Consider the following 18695-nt stretch of genomic DNA (forward strand, 5'->3'; position numbering starts at 1 on the left):
TGTTGTAAGTTAATAAAATTACAGGCTTTTATTATTTTTGGTTTTCTGAAAATGGTCTCAATATTTATAAACATGTTTAGCACGAAAATCGGTGTTCAAGGATACGACGCCTGAATCTATTGCTGATTTAATCAAAGAGAAATATCATATCATCAAAAACAAACCCTATATTTGGAAAGAGATTTCAAAAAAGAGCCGATGTTTCGTTGCAGAAAATTACTCCTGGGACAAGCATGTTGAAGAATTGGAGAAACATATTTAACCTGAGTATCTCACAAAACATATTTTCCGACTGATTTATTGACAAACCGGCTTTAGATTGGTATGAATTATTTATTCCGAATTACGGAGGCATAAAATATGAAAATATCTGAACGAGGACAAATTACCATACCCAAGCCGCTTCGAAATCGGTTCGGGCTATATAAAAATGTTGAAATTGAAATGATTTCGACAAAAGGGGGCGTTTTAATAAAAAAACGCAGTCATGATAAACATCCTGTTGATTTGACATATGGAATTTTAAATAGGCCATCTGATACCGACACATATATCGAAGAGGTTCGGGGAAGGTGATTACCGCTGTTGATACCAATATTCTTTTAGATGTCTTTCTGCCCGATGAAAGATTCGCTTCCGATTCTTCAAAACTTTTAAAACTGGCATACGATGAAGGCGCTCTGGTTATCTGTGATATCGTATATGCTGAACTTGTGCCTCAGTTTAATGAAAGATCATTACTGGACAGCACCTTGAAAATTATAAATGTATCCTTATCGTCTCTGGATAGCGATGTTGCATTTCTCGCCGGCGAAAAATGGAAAATGTACAGACAGTCGGGTGGACAGAGAAATCGCATCATCACAGATTTTTTGATAGGTGCCCATGCCCAGCTTAAGACAGATCGTTTCCTTTCCCGCGACAGGGGTTTTTACAAATCCTACTTCCCGGATCTTAAACTATTTTCCCTGTAAGTAAATTTCCTTATAGTTGAGTTTTTTTAAGGTATCTCAGATTCTGTTCCGCAAAGTAGATTTTGTATATTCATACAAAAAACACTTGTGTATTTTGCACATTGGTATAAAATACTTTTATGGAACGAGTGCAATCGACATATTTATTTGACCCGGAAATAAACGCCGGGAAAATGATTTTTTTGTCCGGCCCACGCCAAATCGGTAAAACAACCTTTGTTTTAGAAAAGCTTAAGGCAACCGGACAGGGGCACATGTATTTCAATTGGGATGATCCCTACGTGCCCCGGGAATACAAACGCAACCCGCATTTTTTAAAAGCTAAAATTGCTGCTGAGAAAAAAAGACCGCTGATCGCTTTTGATGAAATCCATAAACATAAACAGTGGAAAAATATTTTAAAAGGTCTTTATGATCTGCATAAAGAAGAGGCGCGGTTCATTATAACGGGAAGCGCGAGGCTTGATTACTTCAGACAATCGGGTGATAGCCTCGTCGGGAGGTATTTTTCTTACCGTATGTTTCCTTTGGGTTTGTCTGAAGCAATGGGGAAAATGCAACGAATTTCTAATGATGGCGAATTGTTTTCCGACAAAAAGGCAAAGGAGTTGCTCGCATTATTGCATGATGTTCCGCTAAAGCAGGCGAAAGAAATTATGCAACAGATGATGCTTTTCGGTGGATTCCCCGAGCCGTTTTTAAAGGCAAACAAACGTTTTTCTGTAAAATGGCGGCGGGATTATCAGTCTTTATTGCTTTACGAGGATTTGCGCGACTTATCACGTATTCAGGATATCAAGGGCGTTGAGCAACTCCTCCTGATATTGCCGGACCGTGTGGCATCACCCTTGAGCATCAATGCATTGAGGGAAGACTTGCAGGTGAATCACCGCACGGTCAGCAACTGGATTGAGGCGCTTAAAAAGATATATTTGATATTTTCAATCCTGCCATGGAGTCGACATATTTCCAAAGCCATTAAAAAAGAACCCAAAATCTATTTTTACGATTGGACATTGGTTCCGAATAAGGGCGCATGTTTTGAAAATCTGGTTGCGGTTTCACTTTTACGGTTGGTTTGTCGGTGGAATGAACTGGGTTTGGGAAATTACGAACTTCGGTATGTACGAAACCATCAAGGGATGGAAGTTGATTTTTTAATTATTAAAGACAGACAACCGGTAGCGCTCTTTGAAGCTAAAGAGACGGAATTAGAGCATAGTCGGTCAGGGGCGCTCTTTAGCAGGCAACTACAGATACCGTATTTCCAGATTGTTGAACATTTTGATGGTGTCGAGGCCTGGCCGGATCAAAAATATACTGTGGCTGCATATAGGATGCTAAGTTTGCTGGGATAATGACATATCTAAAATAAACCCGTACCATTTGGAGATACTTAAAAATTTTAACGAGGCGCGGCACTATTAACCAAAAAAAGGAATCGAATTGCTGGCGGCTTTTTCCCCAAAAGAGCATGAAAAATTGGCGAAAATAGTTGGGAAACATATATGAGAGAAATACCTGTTATTCAGTATCAAAATGTCGGGGATTATCCGGAAAATATGATGGAAGACGGCATCTTGCCCAAAACGTTTGAGCGGCAAATGAAGTTCTTTTCGGATAACAACTTTGATATTGTGACGTTAGATAAGGCGCTGGATCATCTCAACAAAAAAATCAAATTAAATTCCAATGCCCTGGCGATTACGATTAACGGCGGATATCAGGACGCCTATGCCAATGCACTGCCTGTTTTAAAAAGGTGTAATCTAAAGGCCACTTTTTTCATCTCGCCCGAATTTATCGGGAATCAAAGGACAATTAACGGCGAACCGATTAAATGCCTTACATGGGAAGAAGTCAGAAAACTTATCGAAAACGGGATGGAAGTCGGTTTGCTGGCTTATCGGGGGACGAGCATCAAACAAAAGTATGATGAAGAGGTCGTAAAAGAAAGCATTATAAAAGAATTGCATATTTTTCATGATAAATTGGGAAATGAAATTAAGTTGCGTTATTGTGCTTTCAAAGAGGGGGTACCCTCCAAATCGTTATGGAAATTTATCCAGGGGCAGGGTTTTGAGGCGGTATTTTCCCAGTGCCCAACCAATCGCAGGGCTTCCAATCGAGCAATCGGCAGAATCCAGATCGACGATGACGATCATAATATTTTTCTGACAAAGATTTCAAAGACCTATCTTTTTTTTAAAGATAAATGGATCTGGAAGTATTTGCGTAAGTATAAAGCCGACCGGGTAGCGCATAGAATCTCTGACACCTGGAATTGGATTAAAGGGGACAAGAATTAGCTGATGAAAAGAACTAAAACAATTTGCTCTCACAGAGCGCTCAGAGGCACAGAGAATTTTTAAAGAATTTCTGAGGGAAAAATTCTTTAATATATCATCCTGTAAATACAATAATAGATATGGACATCGAGTTAAATGATGGAATTTTCAGATCCTTCCATATCAAAGGATCTGAAAAAACTCTGAGCCTCTGCGAACGCTGTGAGAGACCAAAATAATTATGTGCGGAATTTGCGGAAAAATAAGTTACGGTCATGAGCCCATCGACCGCTCTTTGATCGAGAAGATGTGCCGATCATTCGCCTGTCGCGGGCCGGACGATGAAGGCATCTACATCAGCAGTCAAGATAACGGCGGTTCCGGCCGGGTGCAGGTTGCCTTGGGGCACAGGCGGCTATCCATTATTGATTTGTCAGCCGCCGGTCATCAGCCCATGTCAAATGAAACGGATACGCTCTGGGTTACCTATAACGGCGAGATATATAATTTCAGAGAACTGAAAAACCGGCTCAGCAAAAATGGCCACCGATTCAAAAGCGATACCGACACCGAGGTCATCCTGCATCTTTATGAAGAAGCGGGTACCGGGGCCGTTCAGAAATTCAACGGCATGTTTGCCTTTGCACTTTGGGACAGTCAAAAGGAGCAGCTCTGGGTCTGTCGCGACCGTTTGGGAATCAAACCGCTGGTATATTACTGGGACGGAAAGCACTTTGCTTTCGCTTCGGAAATCAAGGCGCTCTTATGTGATCCGCTGATCCCAAGGGAATTGGATTTTAAGGCGCTTGAGCTTTACCTGGCTTTCAGTTATATCCCCGCGCCCTATACGATCTTTAAGGGAATCAAAAAACTGGATCCCGGTCATTTTCTGGTGCTGAAAGATCAAGAACTGACGATTGAAAAATACTGGGATATTCCCCCGGGGAACAGCCTGGCGGAAGCGGGAAAATCTTTTAACGATCAGCGGCGCATCTTTAAGGACCTTCTTTACCGAACGCTGAGCCAGGCAGTTGAAAAACGCCTGATTGCCGATGTGCCCCTGGGCGCATTCTTAAGCGGCGGGATTGACTCCAGTGTCATTGTGGCTTTGATGTCCCAGCATTCCAGCAAACCGGTTCAAACCTTTTCCATCGGCTTTAAGGAAGCCAGCCTTTATGACGAAACCCATTACGCCCGGGAAGTGGCCGAACTTTATAATACCGATCACCACGAATTTAAGTTGACCCATCGGGACATGCTCGATGTTTTTCCGGAAGTTCTTTCCACCTTTGACGAACCGTTTGCAGATTCATCCGCGATTCCCACCTATATTGTTTCCCGGGAGACCCGCCGACATGTTACCGTGGCCCTTTCAGGAGACGGCGGCGACGAGCTTTTTGCCGGGTATCGATCCTATCTGGGGGAGTACTGGCGCCGGCGTTATCGAACGGTTCCCGCCTTTATCCGAACAGGGCTGATTGAAACACTTATACGGATGGTTCCGGATTCCAGGGATGTGCGCGTGCTCGAATATGTCCGGCGGCTTAAAAAATTTATCAAAAGCACCAAAGGTTCTTACCCCGAGCGCATGCTTGCGCTAAAAGAAATATTTTCGCGTGATATGCGGCAAAAAATATTGTCTCGCAGCGATCCCGCTGATGAAGACCTGCCGTTGCAACACTTGCAAGGGCTGCTGGGGCGGTTTGGGTCGGAGGAACTGAACAGCATCCTGTATGCCGATACCAAGGATTCATTGCCGGGGGATATGCTAACAAAAGTGGACTGGATGAGCATGAAAAATTCCCTTGAGGTTCGGGTTCCCTTTTTGGACTATGAGGTGGTGGAACTTGCTTTTCAAATGCCGGGTGCTTTAAAGCTTCATAGAGGTGAAACCAAGTATATTCTCAAGGAAACGTTTAAGGACCTTCTGCCCAAAACCCTGCATCACCGTCCTAAGGCCGGCTTTGAAATACCCATCAGCAGGTGGCTGAAAACGGATTTGAAATTCCTTCTGGATCAGTATCTGGATGCGGGCAGGATAAAAAAACAGGGCATTTTTGATTACGGTGTTATAGAAGGACTGATCCGCAAGCATGAAACCAACCGCACGGATACTTCCTGGATGCTCTGGAATCTGATTGTGTTTCAATACTGGCATGAATCATATTTTAAGTGAAACAGGATATCTGCGAGAAGTTAGAGAACAGGGCCTTCAATTATTTGATGCTCTTGAAAGGATTCAGGGGTTCAAGGGGTCAAGGATTCAAGTGAAATACTGAAAAATGAAAACCAAGCCCAAAGTGGTGCATATTATCACCCGCCTGGATATGGGCGGTTCGGCCCAGAACACCCTGCTGAACTGCAAGGAACTGGCAGAGAAATATCGCATGGTTTTAGTCCATGGGCTTTCGCTTGAATCCGGGATAACTGACCGGGAAAAACAGACCCTATCAGGCCAGAAATCAGAAGCGCTGGCAAAGGGCGTCCGGTTTGTTCCGGTTTCAACATTGGTTCGGCGGATCGATCCTTTTAAGGATTTACACGCCTTGATTTTTTTGATGAAGCTGATCCGCAAGGAAAGGCCTGTGCTTGTGCATACCCATTCCTCCAAGGCCGGCATTTTGGGCCGCTTGGCCGCTTGGCTGGCCGGGGTCCCCAACATTGTGCATACCCCCCACGGTCATGTTTTCTATGGACATTTCGGGCCGGTGGCGTCCAGGTTTTTTCTGTTGATGGAGAGGGTATTTGATTTCATTACGGACCGTGTTATTGCCCTTACAGAAGGAGAGAAGAAAGATTACATTGCTCTTTCGGTTTCTCACCCTCAAAAATTACATACCATTCACAGCGGTGTTGATGTCGATCGATTTAAACCCGGCCGTACGGACGTCACTGCTTTAACAAAACAGCTGGGCTGGAGCGACAAAAGCCTTGTGGTTGGAACCATCGGGTGGCTGCTGCCCATCAAGGGACCAGACGTTCTGTTCGAAGCCATGATGCACATATGGGAGAAAAAAATTAATGCCCTTCTCGTCTATGTGGGTAAGGGTGAATTGGAGCCTAAGTTAAAAGCGGAAGCTTTCAGCCGGGGGGTTGAAGATCGGGTGGTTTTTTTAGGATGGCGCAGCGATGTTGATGATATTGTTCAGCTGTTCGATGTTTTTGTTTTACCCTCCTTAAATGAGGGTATGGGGAGGGTTTTGGTGGAAGCTATGGCTGCCGCTAAACCGGTTGTGGCCAGTGACGTGGGGGGGATCCCCGATCTGGTGCGGCACAAGCAGAACGGTTTTCTGGTAAATCCAGGGGACAGTAAGGGCCTGGCCTATTACATCGAAAAGCTGCTGGCGGACCGGCAACTCAGGATCCAGATGGGAGGGCGGGGCCAGGAACTGTCCCAACATTACAGCGTCCGGAATATGGTCGCAAAAATCGATGCACTATACTTTTCCCTTTTGCAAGACTATCGGACATGATAGCATATAAGGTCGGTAATCATACCAACCATGAAAAGGAGAGCATAAAATGAAAGAAAACGGATTAGGCGTTTTGTTTGTCAGGCATTTGGTGATGGCGATACCTTGGGGCGTCATTTTTCTTGTCGTTATGCTCATCACATCTATCGGTATAAAGCAGCAAATTAAAGAGGGGGTCCAATATGCAATCCGGACCGGCATCCAGGAGTCAGCAAGTTTTGCCTATAATTACCAAATGGTTGTCCCCGTCAAAAAGAATATTAAAGAAGGAATTGAATTTGTTGCAAAAACCGCCGGACACGAAATAAGAGCCTTTTTACAGGATCCCCAAGTCAAACAGGATATAAAAGAAGCGATGGAATACGGCGGTAAAAAAATGCGGTAAACGATGTCCATCGACCTTGAAGTTCGATTATTAACTTAAAAATTCAGGGCTTGGTGCCGCGGGAGCAATCGTAAATGTTTTATTCGTACAAATACGTGATCGTATTTGTGGATCAAGGTGTAAAGGTACAGAAATAAGAATTTTTTGATGAAATTCAAATCCATCGTCACGTCTTTTTTTATTCTGTTGGCCTGTTCAGGCCAACTTGCCGCAGCTGAATATGTCCAACTTCCGGGGGTTGTGCATGTCCATTCGACGGTAAGTTCCGGCCTTTATTCATTAGAAGAACTGGTATTGCTGTCAAAAGAACTGGGTTTGGAAGTTCTGGTCATGACCGACCAGGATCTCGTGAAGTTGGAATATGGGATATTTCCCTTTCGGAACCTGATAAAAAAAAAGGTGGAAAGAAATTCCGTCACCAAACTTGGGCCGGAAAAGTATCTGTCGATGATTTCTCAAGTGAATCAGCGCCAGAAAGATGTTGTCGTGGTTCCGGGTGTGCAGTCTTCTCCTTTTTATTACTGGACCGGCAGCATTTTGGGTGAAAACCTTACGGCCCATAATTACCACAAAGAGCTGCTGCTGATCGGGATGCTGTCCGCCGAGGACTATCGCGATTTGCCGCTGCAAAACCGCGGATTTTCAACCCGGTACATCAAAACGCTCCTTCTCCAAAGCATTTTTTTGCTGTTGTCTTTTTTTCTGGGGATTTATCTTGTTTTTCAACGGGGCTACCTGAAAGTGGCCGGCATTATCATCAGTCTGTTCAGCATGGTTTTGTTGATAAATCATCATCCCTTTCAGAGCTCTCGGTTTGACGCCTACCACGGGGACCAGGGAATCGCCCCTTACCAGGACCTGATTGATTATGTAAACGAGCGCGGCGGCCTCACCTTCTGGGCGCACCCTGAATCCAACTACTCTAAAAGCGGAGCGAAGCTGGGGCCGATAAAACTGATGACAATGCCCTATGTCGACAGCCTGCTTGAGGCAAGGGATTACACCGGATTTTCGGCGATTTATGACGACACCAGCATTGCTGCGGATCCGGGGAAGAAATGGGATCTTCTGTTAAATGAGTATTGTTCCGGCAGGCGATCCCACCCTGTGTGGGGGATTGCTGGAGCCAATTTTCAGGGCGAGGCGGATGGGGTCAAGCTGGATACGTTTCAAACAATTTTTATTACCAAAAGTAAATCCGTCCTTCATATTATTGACGCCCTGGCAAAAGGGCGGGTTTATACCAAGCTGAAAGAAAAGGGCAGGGGCCTGACACTGGGTAAATTTTCGGTTGAAGATGCCGGCACAGGGGCGACGGTGATGATGGGGGCGGAACTCAATATCACGTCCTATCCCGTGATAAGCGCTAAGATAATTTCAGATGATCATGTTCCCCAGGACGTCAAGGTGTTGCTGGTAAAAGGTGGCGCCGTTCTGCATCAGTTTGAGGGTAAGACGCCCCTTGCGTTTGTTTTCGATGACAGGACGCCGTGGGTCAGCAAGAGCTACTACCGGCTGGAAGTACAGGGCGGTTCAGCCGGCAGATTGCTGTCAAATCCGATTTTTGTGGATCGAAAAATTCCATTGAGCGTCATGACGGAACACACGCGAATACTGAAAGAAAGCGAGATGGATAAGGCGGCAGCAATGGAGACAACGGCGGTTGCACCGATGGGTTCCGTTCGGAAACAGGAACGATATCCCATCAACCAAGCTGTTAACATTCAGAAGCCGCCCCCTGTATCGCCTCCGGTTGAGAAAACAATTTCAGGTGAAAAAGCTGAAATTGATTCCGACAAAGGGCATTCGGCGCTGCCATCTGATGCCGAATCTCAAAAACAGGTGACGGCGGCTTTGTCCGAAAAGCAAGGACAGATCTTTAATTTGCCGGACAGTGAGCTGATGATAACAGTCAAACCCGTCCCCTACTCAGTACAGGTTGCCAGCCTGCCGTCTTTTGAGCTTGCCCAAAAGACATTAGAGAGCTTTAAACAAAATAATTTGCCCGTTTATCTCGTTAAGGTCAACCTGGGGGATAAAGGGACCTGGTGGCGTATGTATGTCGGGTATTTCGCGTCCCAGAAGGCGGCGATGGCGGCTCGCGAGATCCATAATCTGCCGGAATCAATCGTTCAAAAAACACCTTATGCCAATCTAATCGGCGTTTATGCGTCCTTGAAAGAAATTTCAGCGATTCGGCAGCGGCTGGAAGCCATGGATTATTCAACCTATGTCATCAAAAAAACAGCCCACAGCTACCATCTCTATGTGGGTGCTTTTATCACCTTAAAAGGCGCAAAAGAGCTGCAGCGTGAACTGGAAATAAGTGGTATTGCCACTGAGGTGGTAAGGCGTTAATATGTTGATATGCTTGAGTGAAAAAAATCCCCCTGTCCCCCTTTAATATAGGGGGAATCCTTCTCCTCCCTTTCTAAAGGGAGGCCGGGAGGGATTTAAAAATCTATCGTATATATGAATTTATATGCTTAGGAAATAAACAGGCATGATCGTCGCGATTCATCAGCCGCAATACCTTCCCTGGCTCGGTTATTTTGACAAGGTGCTCAAAACGGACACCTTCTGTTATCTGGACAATGTTCAGTTTAAAAAAAATGAGTGGCAGAATCGAAACCGGATAAAAACGTCCCAGGGATGGCAATGGCTCACAGTTCCGGTGGAATACCGCTTCCCGCAAAAGATCAATGAAGTCACGGTCAATAATACGGCCGATTGGGGCAAGAAACATCTGCAGGCCATGATATCCAATTACGGCAAGGCCCCTTTTTTTGAAGAAAATATTGATTTTTTCAGGGATGCCTATGGTAAGACATGGACCTCTCTATCGGATCTGAACATTCACATGACTGAATATATCCGCAAAAAACTGGGCATGGGAGATAAACCGACCGTCCTGGCATCCCAACTCAAGCTCAGCGATGATCCCACCGGCCGTTTAATCGATATTTGCGTGACCCTGGGCGCCGACACCTATCTGGCCGGGAGAGATGGCGCCAAGTACATGGATTTGGAACAGTTTAAGGTCAAAGGCCTAAAGGTGATCACCCAGGACTTTCAACACCCGCGTTACCCGCAAAGGTTCGGCGCCTTTGAGTCCAATCTGTCCGTGGTGGATCTGCTGTTCAATTGCGGTCCCCAGAGCAGCGAAAAGATCCTTGGACGCAACATCTTGGAAACCAATCAAACATAGAGGTTTTGACATGCGAAAGATGAACATCCTGGCAATCGGAGCCCATCCGGATGACATTGAATTCGGCTGCGGGGGCGCGTTAACCAAATTTGCGGCAAAGGGCCATGCAGTATTTCTGCTGGTGATGACCCAGGGGGGAATGGGCGCACCGCCGGATGTCAGGGCCAAAGAGCAGTCGGATGCCAAGTCTCTTTTAGGGGCCCAGCAGCTTTTTTGGGGGGGCTACGAGGATACTTACCTGGTCTCGGACAAGGATATGATCTGCAAAATCGAAGCGGTTATCAAGGAAGTCGAACCGGCGTTTATTTTCTGCCATTATCCCGATGACACCCACCAGGACCACCGCCACCTTTCCCAGACAACCGTATCCGCAACCCGTTATGTTAAAAATGTATTGTTCTATGAAGGGCCCACCACCCAAAATTTCTCCCCCCACGTGTTTATCGATATCAGCGATACCCTTGAACAAAAGGTGGCGGCCCTGAAAGCGCACCGCTCCCAGATTAAAAAAACCAATATCGAAGATCTTTCCATTGCCGAGCTGGCATATTCAAGCGCCAATTTTCGCGGTATCCAGGGGCGGGTGAGGTATGCCGAGGCATTTCACTCACTGAGGCTTTTTATCAATATATGACGGCAATCAAGACTGGACAATTACGCCCGAATATCCCCCATTCCCGACCAACCCTCGGGCCTGAGGAGGCCCGCAGGGTTGCGGAAGTGATTCGATCCGGGCACCTGGCCCCGGGGGATCAGTTGCAATCGTTTGAGCAAACATTTGCTGAAAACGTGGGAAAGGGGTCTGCCGCCGGCGTCAGCTCCGGCACGGCAGCCCTGCACCTGGTCCTGATCGCCATGGGGGTTGGTCCGGCGGATGAGGTCATCATTCCCAGCTACGTGTGCACGGCGCTTCTGAATGCCGTTCGGTATGTCGGCGCCAGGCCGGTTCTATCGGACATCGACCCGGAGACCCACAACATGGATCCCGACGATGCTAAAAAACGCATAACTCGGCACACCAGGGCCATGATCGTTCCCCACATGTTCGGGCTTCCGGCTGACATGGAAAGACTGAAAGGATTGAATGTGCCGATCATCGAAGACTGCGCCCAGGCTGTCGGCAGCAGCTACGCCGGGAAATCCGTCGGAACATTCGGCCAGGCGGCAATCTTTTCGTTTTATGCTACCAAGGTGATCACAACCGGCGAGGGCGGCATGGTTGTTTCAGGTTCCAAAAAAATCATCGAGCGAATAAAGGATTTAAGGGACTATGACGAAAAACGTGACTATAAAATCCGCTATAACTACAAGATGACGGATATAGCGGCTGCCTTGGGTTCCGTCCAGCTGAAGAAGCTGGAAACCTTTATTCGAAACAGGCGGCGTATTGCCCGGCATTATGACGATTTTCTTAAGGATCTGAACTTGAAACTGCCCCCGGCCGATCCCGGGCGTATTTATTTTAGATATGTGGTTGGGTTAGACGCTGATTCCACCACGCTTATTCAACAGCTTCAGAAAAAGGGAATCATGTGTGCCAAGCCGGTCAATAAACCGCTGCACCAATATCTGAAGCAAAAAGGGTTTACAAAAACCGATACGGTCTGGCGAAATTCAGTATCCCTCCCCATTTATCCCGGTCTTACCCGCGGTGATGCGGATCGCGTCCTAACTGCTTTTACGAAATGTTTACGAGGAGCCGGCAGGTGAGAAACACTTTCAGAATCAAGATAGCCCCGGCCACATTATATATTCTCATTCTTTTTTTAAATGTCACATTATTGCTGCCTCCGGTCAGAAAAACCTTCCTGAATAGCGGTCCTCGTTGGGTATACGTGCTGCTGTTATCCTTTGGAATCTCTTTTTTTCTGACGCCGGTATGCGGATGGGTCGCGCGACAAAGGGGTATCCTGGACAATCCGAACGCACGCAAGGTTCACCTCGCATCAACACCGCTTTTGGGGGGCGCGGCCGTTTTCTTCGGGTTTTTGGGTGCTATTGTCGCCAACGGGTTGTTTGCACCCAGATTGACGGCAATGCTGGTGGCCGCCGCAGTTTTGTTTGCCGTGGGACTGCTGGATGACATCCGAGAGATTCCCGCCTGGGTTAAGCTCTTTACGCAAATTTTATGCGCCGTTTTGGTGATGAGCTTTGGGATCATTCTTGACGTGATTCCGTTGCGTTTCGGAATCCTGGCGCTCGGCGGCAATATTCTGCTGACGATATTCTGGCTGATCGGCATCACCAACGCCATGAATTTCTTCGACGGCATGGACGGACTGGCCGCCGGCTTAAGCGGCGCCATCGCCTTTTTTCTGGGGGTTGTCGCGTTCCAGACGAACCAGCCGTTTCTGGGCTGGGTAGCCGGCGCCGTCATGGGCGCCTGTATGGGGTTTCTGCCGTATAACTTCAGGTTAAAAACCAACGCTTCGATTTTCCTGGGAGATGCCGGCAGCACGGTTTTGGGTTTTTTGCTGGCATGTGTGGCGGTCTACGGTAAATGGTCCGAAACAGCCCCGATGGTGGCCCTGGCTTCACCCCTGCTGATTTTCTGGGTATTGATCTTCGATATGGTCCACATTACAGTCGACCGGATCATCACCGGCAAAGTGGGTAGCTTTCGCGAATGGATCGATTATGTCGGAAAGGATCATTTGCATCATCGACTGGCGAAAGTGCTCGGCGGCCGGAAAAGAAGCGTGCTTTTTATTTACCTCTTGACGTTCTGTCTCGGAACCAGTGCAGTTGTATTGCGATATGCCAGGCCGACGGATGCCGTTTTGTTGATCGTTCAGGCAACGGTTTTTGTCGGTTTGATAACCATTCTGGAACGGCGCGGAAGCACACTGTCAGATGACCGTAAAGACGATGACCGGTCGCGCAGCTGAGCGATTCGCAAATGAACGCATGCGATTCGTGAAATATCCGGGCTAAAACGCAATATGTTGGGGTTATTTTTTCTTGACATACAACATTTTTTGTTGTTAGCATAAGGCGTTAAGTTATAGAATCCCCTGGAAGATTTTGCTGCTTTTCTAAAATGCCATTAGGAAGTTTACATGGTAAAGTTTAGCGACCTTGAAAAAGGAGATTTAAATCCAAAAAAATCCCAAGAAAAAGACAGCGGGGAATTGAGCCGTCCCTCCGGTCTGAGTTTTCGCGATCTTGAAAAGGAGACCCGCCGGGTTACCTCCCGCGAAGGCGCTTTGCCGAAGGAAGTCAGCGAAGAAGAAAGAAAGGCTATTTACGATACGGCAACGGATTATGTGACAGGGGTTCTGGATGCCGTCCGAAAACGACATCGGTTTACGCTGGAATCCGGAGAGGAAATAGTCCGCCGCATCATCGAGTCCCGGTCAGCGGTTGATCCCCTGTTGATTCGCGCCATCTATCAGGATAACCCCCACGGATATTTAATCAACCACTGTGTCAATGTGGCTGTTTTTGGCATTAAAATAGCGGCGGCGTTAGGTCTCAGCAGGGTCGAACAGGAACAGATCGGGCTGGCCGCCCTGCTCCACGAAGTCGGGATGGGGGTAATACCTGAAAAGCTGATATATAAAGAACAGAAACTTGACGAGCAGGAGTACGCAATATTCAAAAAACGTCCGGAATTTGCATACAAAATTCTGAAAGGATTCGGTGATGATTATGGCTTTCTGGCCGATACCGCCCTTCAGGTGCATGAATGTATGGATGGTTCCGGATACCCAATAGGGTTAAGCGGTGATGAAATCCACTTGTACGCCCGGATTATCGGCCTGGTTGACTTCTATGAGGCCCTGATTCATTCCAGACCCCAAAGGGACAAAATTCCGCATTTTTCAGCCTTGAAACAGATTATTAAAATCGGCAAGCGGCGTTTCTCCAAAAAGCATCTGAAGGCCCTGCTGAATACCTTTTCGCTTTTTCCAATGCACAGTCTTGTGCGGCTTAATTCCAATACGGTCGGCAAAGTCATCCAGACCTATCCGGATCAGCCGATGCGGCCCAAGATAGAGGTTGTATTTGACTCCCAGGGAAGACGGGTGCTGGCCAGGCAAGTTATCAATCTTCCAGAAAACTCAATTTTATATATCGTAGATTCTGTCTCGGAAAAGGACATTGCGGGCCTTGCCGGAGAACCGGCCGAAAAACCATATTCGCAAACCCCAAAACCGGTCCCGTATGGCCTTGAATCCGCAGTTATACAGGATATAGACGATGCAGACGGGGAAGGGCTTTCGGATGCTGATATTCTTGAAATAACAGAAGCCGACTTTGAACCATCACCGCCGGCAACTGGAAAGGATGCGTCGGGGCCGGATCAGAGCGCTTTTACCATAAGCGCCAGGGAATCTGTAGAAAGAACCGGTGAATTAATTGATGATAAGTTCGTTCAGCTTCCTGCAGGAGAAAATGACCGTTGGTTTCGCCGGTACAAATGGGTGCTTTTGGCTGTCGGCAGTGTGATTCTGGCGGGCATTGCTTTCTGGCAACTGGGTTTATCGGATAAAACCACAAATGGACCGGTTTTGACCGTAAATCCTTCTGAAGTCAAAGTTTCAGCAGGCCCGCAACAGAAAGCAAAAAACGAATCTGCAGCTTTGATCGTTTCAAAGGGAGAAATGGAACCGACGCCGGCTGCCCCTGTTCCATCCAAAAAAGAGCAAACGGTCGCTCAAACAGAGGGACAAAAAGTATCGAAAGAACAAATGAAATCGGCACCTGCTCCGGAAAAGGGACCCGCGGCCCCGCCCCCAAAGCAGGCCCCGGCGGAAACCGCACCCACACCGGCAGCAATGTCGCCCGCAGATAATAAAAAAACGTCAACGCCCAAGGAGCAGCCGAAGATCGATAATGTCCGGACAGAAGTCGCTGCCGGTCCTAAATTATCCGGGGATGCAGCAGCTATAAAAGCGCGCAGCGGTTCTTACCCATTTTCCATTAAGCTGGATTCATTTCGCAATTTGAAAGAAGCCCGGTCGGCCTTGCCGATATACACCGCCAAAGGTCTCAACGCGTATTGGGTAAAGGTCGATTTGGGAACCCAGGGCATCTGGTATCGCGTTTTTGCCGGAACCTATCAAACCGAAGAAGAGGCTGCAGCGGTCATCAGCCGGTCAGGACTTAAAAACGCTGCTGCTAAAGAGACAAAATATGCAGCGCTCATCGGGGTGTTTTCATCCCGGACCGCTATCGATCAGAATATTGTGTTATTGTCGGATAAGGGCTATTCTCCCTATGTCATTCAAGCTAAGGATCAGACATTCTTTTTGTTTGTGGGAGCGTTTTACACCCGCAAGGGTGCTGAAGAACAGGTGGCCGATTTACTGACAAGCGGCATTCAGAGCGAAATTATGGAGCGATAGGGTCTTAATTGCAGGGAGCCTATGAATGTATCTTGAATATTGGGGATTGAAAAAAACGCCCTTTGGGAATGTCCCTGACAGCAATATCTTTTATGAATCCCCCCAACATGAAGAGGCGCTTTTTCGGCTGCTTTTTGCAGTCAAACACCGAAAAGGGGTTGCCATGTTGACGGGGGATGTGGGCTGCGGAAAAACAACTGTCAGCCGGGCCTTTATCCATCGTATATCCATAGAGAACTTTGAAGTCCATACCCTTACGAATCCGGCGCTGGACTCCATGGACTTGATCCGGGCAATCTTAATGAATTTCGGGGAGGATGCCGAGGGCGACTCCAAATCCATTTTGCTGACCCGGTTGCGGAACAGGTTGGGACGAAATGCGGAGCAGGGTCTCAGTACGGTTTTAATGATTGATGAGGCCCATGTGATTTCCGACCGGGCCACTTTTGAAGAGCTGCGGATGCTGCTGAACATGCAGCTGGAGAACCGGTTCCTGATTACATTGATTTTAATCGGTCAGCCGCCGCTGCTGGAGAAAATTACGGCGCTGCCGCCATTAAACGAGCGCATCGGCATCAAGTATCATCTGGAACCGCTGGATTTCGTTAATGCGATTCGGTATCTGATGTACCGGTTGCGAAGCGTCGGCGCCGAGCGCGGTATTTTTACAAAAGACTCCGTTAAAGCGCTTTATGATTATTCAAACGGCATACCGCTCAGGATCAACAACATCTGCGACCGCAGTTTGCTGGTCGGCTTTATGAGAAAAGCAAGTGTGGTCAACAAATCGATCGTTGCAGAAGCCATCGAGGATCTGAAATGACAACCCTTCATATTAGAAACTTTCTGAGCCATAGAAGCTTTTATCTCTTTGGGCTTGTTCTGCTGGTATTTGCCTGGTGCGGATGCGCCACATCCTTTGAGACAAACCAGAAGGAAAACGTAATTTCACCGGCGACCGTGACCTCCGGCGGCCTTTTTTCTTCAGGCAAATACCGCGCCATCGCCCTGGCAGATTTAAATAATGACGGGTTCATAGATGTGGTGGGCGGGTCTGCATCGCCCGGCACGGTGGCGGTTTGGTTTGGTGACGGTCGCGGGGGGCTTTCAGAACCGGAATTTCTTCCTTTCAGGGGAGATGTTCGCTCCCTGGCCATCGCGGATATTGATCAGGATGGAATGAAGGATATCATCTGCACGGCCCAGCGCGAGTCTGCCGGGATTTTGATATGGTTGAACCGCGGGAAACAGAAATGGGAAAGAGGCGCTAGCCCCGTCGAGTCAGGTAACTATGAAGGTATTGCAGTGGCCGACGTGAATGCCGACGGGCACCCCGATATTATTGCGGCCAATGCAACCTCGGACGAGCAGGGGGGGATTCAGGTTTGGTTCGGAGACGGAAAGGGAAATTGGATTGCGGAGTCGGGTCCGACGGTCAAGGGGGTATACATGGATGTGGCCGTGGCCGACCTTGATCGTGACGGCGCCCTTGATTTAATCGGCGCCGGCTGGGGCACTTACGGCGCTCTCAGAATCTGGTTCGGCGATGGAACCGGAGGGTGGTCGCCCGCTTCGGAACTGGAGAAAGGGAGTTACTATGGCTTGACGCTGGCCGACCTGAACGCCGACGGCAATTTGGATATATTATCGGCAACCTATCGGGGCGGGATTCGAATTTTTTTAAACCAGGGAAACGGCGGCTTTTACAGGGATAAAGATCCGGTAAATACCGGCAGCTTTTGGAAGGTGATCCCCATTGCGGTGGATGATGGCGGAGCCAGAGGGTTGCTGGCCAGTTCGCTGGATGCCGGGGGGTTAATGGTCTGGCATAGAAAAGACGGAGCGGACTGGTTGCAAGTCTCCGGGCAATTTCCGTCGGCCGGCAGTTATTATGGAATGGTTGCGGGCGATCTGAACGGGGACGGCCGTGATGATCTGTGTGCCGCCAGTTATGGTCAGGGTATTAAAGTCTGGCTGGGCAAGGGCGGGGATGTTGTTCAAACCGGGAGGAAATTAAAGGGGAAGGAAACGTCCTCGCCAGGAACCTCTTCCGGAGAGCTGGAACCCAAAGAAAATGCCGTTTACAAGACCGTATCCGGCATTTCCGAGTATAAAATCGGTCCCGGTGATGTAATTGAAATTACCCTATGGCGGGGTATTGAAAAGACAACCGAAGAGATTCAGGTGCGGCCCAACGGCACGATCTCTTTCGGCTTTGTGGAGGATTTAAATATTAATGGCTTTACGGCCAGCCGGCTGGACGAAATACTCACCAAACGACTGGGTGAGTTTATCCGTCAGCCACGGGTTGATGTCACCGTAAAGAAGTTCGACAGTAAATTTGTGACCATGCTGGGCGCTATTACGGAATCCCCCTATCGTCGCTCCGGCCCTGGCAAATATGAACTTACCGGGAAAACGACCTTGATGGAGATGGTTACAAAGGCGGGTGGGCCGACGCAGGAGGCAAACCTGAATGAGGTGACGGTTCGTCGCAAAACCGGCCGGTCCATCACGGTAGATTTTTACAAAATCTTTACTCAGAAAGATCTGAGCCAGAACATTATCCTGGATGATGGGGATTTGATTTTTATCCCGACCCTGTCCAAAGAAGCAAACCGGATATATGTATTTGGAGAGGTTGAAAAGCCGGGAGTTTATCCATTTTCCGGAACGAATCTGTCTGTGTTCGATGCCATTTCACTGGCCGGCGGTGTAACAATATTTGCCAAGGAAAACAGTACCAAGGTTGTCAGGGGCGACATCACCCGGCCGGAGGTGATTTCGGTGAGTCTTGGCAAGCTGCTTGAAACAGGTGATCAAACCCAGAACGTCGCCCTGGTAAATAAAGACCTGGTATATGTGCCGCGCAGTTTTGTGGGCGACGTCAACCGTTTTGTAAAACAGATAACTCCCCTGATGCGGCTGATTATTTATCCGGCTCAGGTTATCAATGAATTTGGCACCGCGGGAGAGTGGACGAATCTTACCACGGCGCCTTAAAATGATAAGCACG

15 protein-coding genes are annotated in these 18695 nt (G+C 47.9%); all 15 read left to right on the forward strand.

From position 1 onward, the window contains the following. Window positions 1–360: 360 nt before the first annotated feature. The 15 genes from P1P89_04285 (at window position 361) to P1P89_04355 (ending at window position 18682) form a co-directional block, all read left to right on the forward strand. Window positions 361–576, forward strand: a complete 216-nt coding sequence (locus P1P89_04285) for an AbrB/MazE/SpoVT family DNA-binding domain-containing protein (protein MDF1590713.1) — start codon at window positions 361–363, stop codon at window positions 574–576. Then, the gene (locus tag P1P89_04290) at window positions 573–974 is read left to right on the forward strand and encodes a type II toxin-antitoxin system VapC family toxin (protein ID MDF1590714.1); all 402 of its coding nucleotides are present in this window, start codon (window positions 573–575) and stop codon (window positions 972–974) included. The genes P1P89_04285 and P1P89_04290 overlap by 4 nt, the downstream gene beginning before the upstream one ends. Before the next feature lie 119 nt (window positions 975–1093). Then, window positions 1094–2332: an ATP-binding protein gene (locus P1P89_04295; GenBank protein ID MDF1590715.1), complete on the forward strand. Its 1239-nt coding sequence runs from the start codon at window positions 1094–1096 to the stop codon at window positions 2330–2332. A gap of 150 nt (window positions 2333–2482) precedes the next feature. After that, window positions 2483–3283: a polysaccharide deacetylase family protein gene (locus tag P1P89_04300; GenBank protein MDF1590716.1), complete on the forward strand. Its 801-nt coding sequence runs from the start codon at window positions 2483–2485 to the stop codon at window positions 3281–3283. 220 nt (window positions 3284–3503) lie between these two features. Beyond that, window positions 3504–5438, forward strand: coding sequence for an asparagine synthase (glutamine-hydrolyzing) (gene asnB, locus P1P89_04305; GenBank protein MDF1590717.1), 1935 nt, complete (start codon window positions 3504–3506; stop codon window positions 5436–5438). Window positions 5439–5544: 106 nt separating this feature from the next. Continuing rightward, window positions 5545–6735: a glycosyltransferase family 4 protein gene (locus P1P89_04310; protein ID MDF1590718.1), complete on the forward strand. Its 1191-nt coding sequence runs from the start codon at window positions 5545–5547 to the stop codon at window positions 6733–6735. Between the two features lie 49 nt (window positions 6736–6784). After that, window positions 6785–7120, forward strand: a complete 336-nt coding sequence (locus tag P1P89_04315; protein MDF1590719.1) for a hypothetical protein — start codon at window positions 6785–6787, stop codon at window positions 7118–7120. A gap of 147 nt (window positions 7121–7267) precedes the next feature. Then, window positions 7268–9478 (forward strand): SPOR domain-containing protein, encoded by a 2211-nt coding sequence (locus P1P89_04320; protein MDF1590720.1) that lies wholly within the window; start codon window positions 7268–7270, stop codon window positions 9476–9478. Window positions 9479–9623: 145 nt separating this feature from the next. Beyond that, on the forward strand, window positions 9624–10328 hold the full coding sequence (locus P1P89_04325; protein MDF1590721.1) for a WbqC family protein: 705 nt from the start codon (window positions 9624–9626) through the stop codon (window positions 10326–10328). 10 nt (window positions 10329–10338) lie between these two features. Beyond that, window positions 10339–10962 (forward strand): PIG-L family deacetylase, encoded by a 624-nt coding sequence (locus P1P89_04330; protein MDF1590722.1) that lies wholly within the window; start codon window positions 10339–10341, stop codon window positions 10960–10962. After that, the gene (locus P1P89_04335; protein ID MDF1590723.1) at window positions 10959–12038 is read left to right on the forward strand and encodes a DegT/DnrJ/EryC1/StrS family aminotransferase; all 1080 of its coding nucleotides are present in this window, start codon (window positions 10959–10961) and stop codon (window positions 12036–12038) included. The genes P1P89_04330 and P1P89_04335 overlap by 4 nt, the downstream gene beginning before the upstream one ends. Continuing rightward, on the forward strand, window positions 12035–13216 hold the full coding sequence (locus tag P1P89_04340) for an MraY family glycosyltransferase (protein MDF1590724.1): 1182 nt from the start codon (window positions 12035–12037) through the stop codon (window positions 13214–13216). The genes P1P89_04335 and P1P89_04340 overlap by 4 nt, the downstream gene beginning before the upstream one ends. A gap of 171 nt (window positions 13217–13387) precedes the next feature. After that, window positions 13388–15679, forward strand: a complete 2292-nt coding sequence (locus tag P1P89_04345; GenBank protein ID MDF1590725.1) for an SPOR domain-containing protein — start codon at window positions 13388–13390, stop codon at window positions 15677–15679. A gap of 25 nt (window positions 15680–15704) precedes the next feature. Continuing rightward, complete coding sequence (locus tag P1P89_04350; protein ID MDF1590726.1) at window positions 15705–16502, forward strand: AAA family ATPase; 798 nt, start codon at window positions 15705–15707, stop codon at window positions 16500–16502. Beyond that, window positions 16499–18682, forward strand: coding sequence for an FG-GAP-like repeat-containing protein (locus tag P1P89_04355; protein MDF1590727.1), 2184 nt, complete (start codon window positions 16499–16501; stop codon window positions 18680–18682). The genes P1P89_04350 and P1P89_04355 overlap by 4 nt, the downstream gene beginning before the upstream one ends. Window positions 18683–18695: the final 13 nt, after the last annotated feature.

The sequence above is a fragment of the Desulfobacterales bacterium genome (assembly GCA_029211065.1).
Lineage (GTDB): Bacteria > Desulfobacterota > Desulfobacteria > Desulfobacterales > JARGFK01 > JARGFK01.

Coding starts and splice junctions, on each gene's coding strand:
- P1P89_04285 (MDF1590713.1), top strand. CDS start 361: ATGAAAATATCTGAACGAGGACAAATTACCATACCCAAGCCGCTTCGA.
- P1P89_04295 (MDF1590715.1), top strand. CDS start 1,094: ATGGAACGAGTGCAATCGACATATTTATTTGACCCGGAAATAAACGCC.
- P1P89_04300 (MDF1590716.1), top strand. CDS start 2,483: ATGAGAGAAATACCTGTTATTCAGTATCAAAATGTCGGGGATTATCCG.
- asnB (MDF1590717.1), top strand. CDS start 3,504: ATGTGCGGAATTTGCGGAAAAATAAGTTACGGTCATGAGCCCATCGAC.
- P1P89_04310 (MDF1590718.1), top strand. CDS start 5,545: ATGAAAACCAAGCCCAAAGTGGTGCATATTATCACCCGCCTGGATATG.
- P1P89_04315 (MDF1590719.1), top strand. CDS start 6,785: ATGAAAGAAAACGGATTAGGCGTTTTGTTTGTCAGGCATTTGGTGATG.
- P1P89_04320 (MDF1590720.1), top strand. CDS start 7,268: ATGAAATTCAAATCCATCGTCACGTCTTTTTTTATTCTGTTGGCCTGT.
- P1P89_04325 (MDF1590721.1), top strand. CDS start 9,624: ATGATCGTCGCGATTCATCAGCCGCAATACCTTCCCTGGCTCGGTTAT.
- P1P89_04330 (MDF1590722.1), top strand. CDS start 10,339: ATGCGAAAGATGAACATCCTGGCAATCGGAGCCCATCCGGATGACATT.
- P1P89_04335 (MDF1590723.1), top strand. CDS start 10,959: ATGACGGCAATCAAGACTGGACAATTACGCCCGAATATCCCCCATTCC.
- P1P89_04345 (MDF1590725.1), top strand. CDS start 13,388: ATGGTAAAGTTTAGCGACCTTGAAAAAGGAGATTTAAATCCAAAAAAA.
- P1P89_04350 (MDF1590726.1), top strand. CDS start 15,705: ATGTATCTTGAATATTGGGGATTGAAAAAAACGCCCTTTGGGAATGTC.
- P1P89_04355 (MDF1590727.1), top strand. CDS start 16,499: ATGACAACCCTTCATATTAGAAACTTTCTGAGCCATAGAAGCTTTTAT.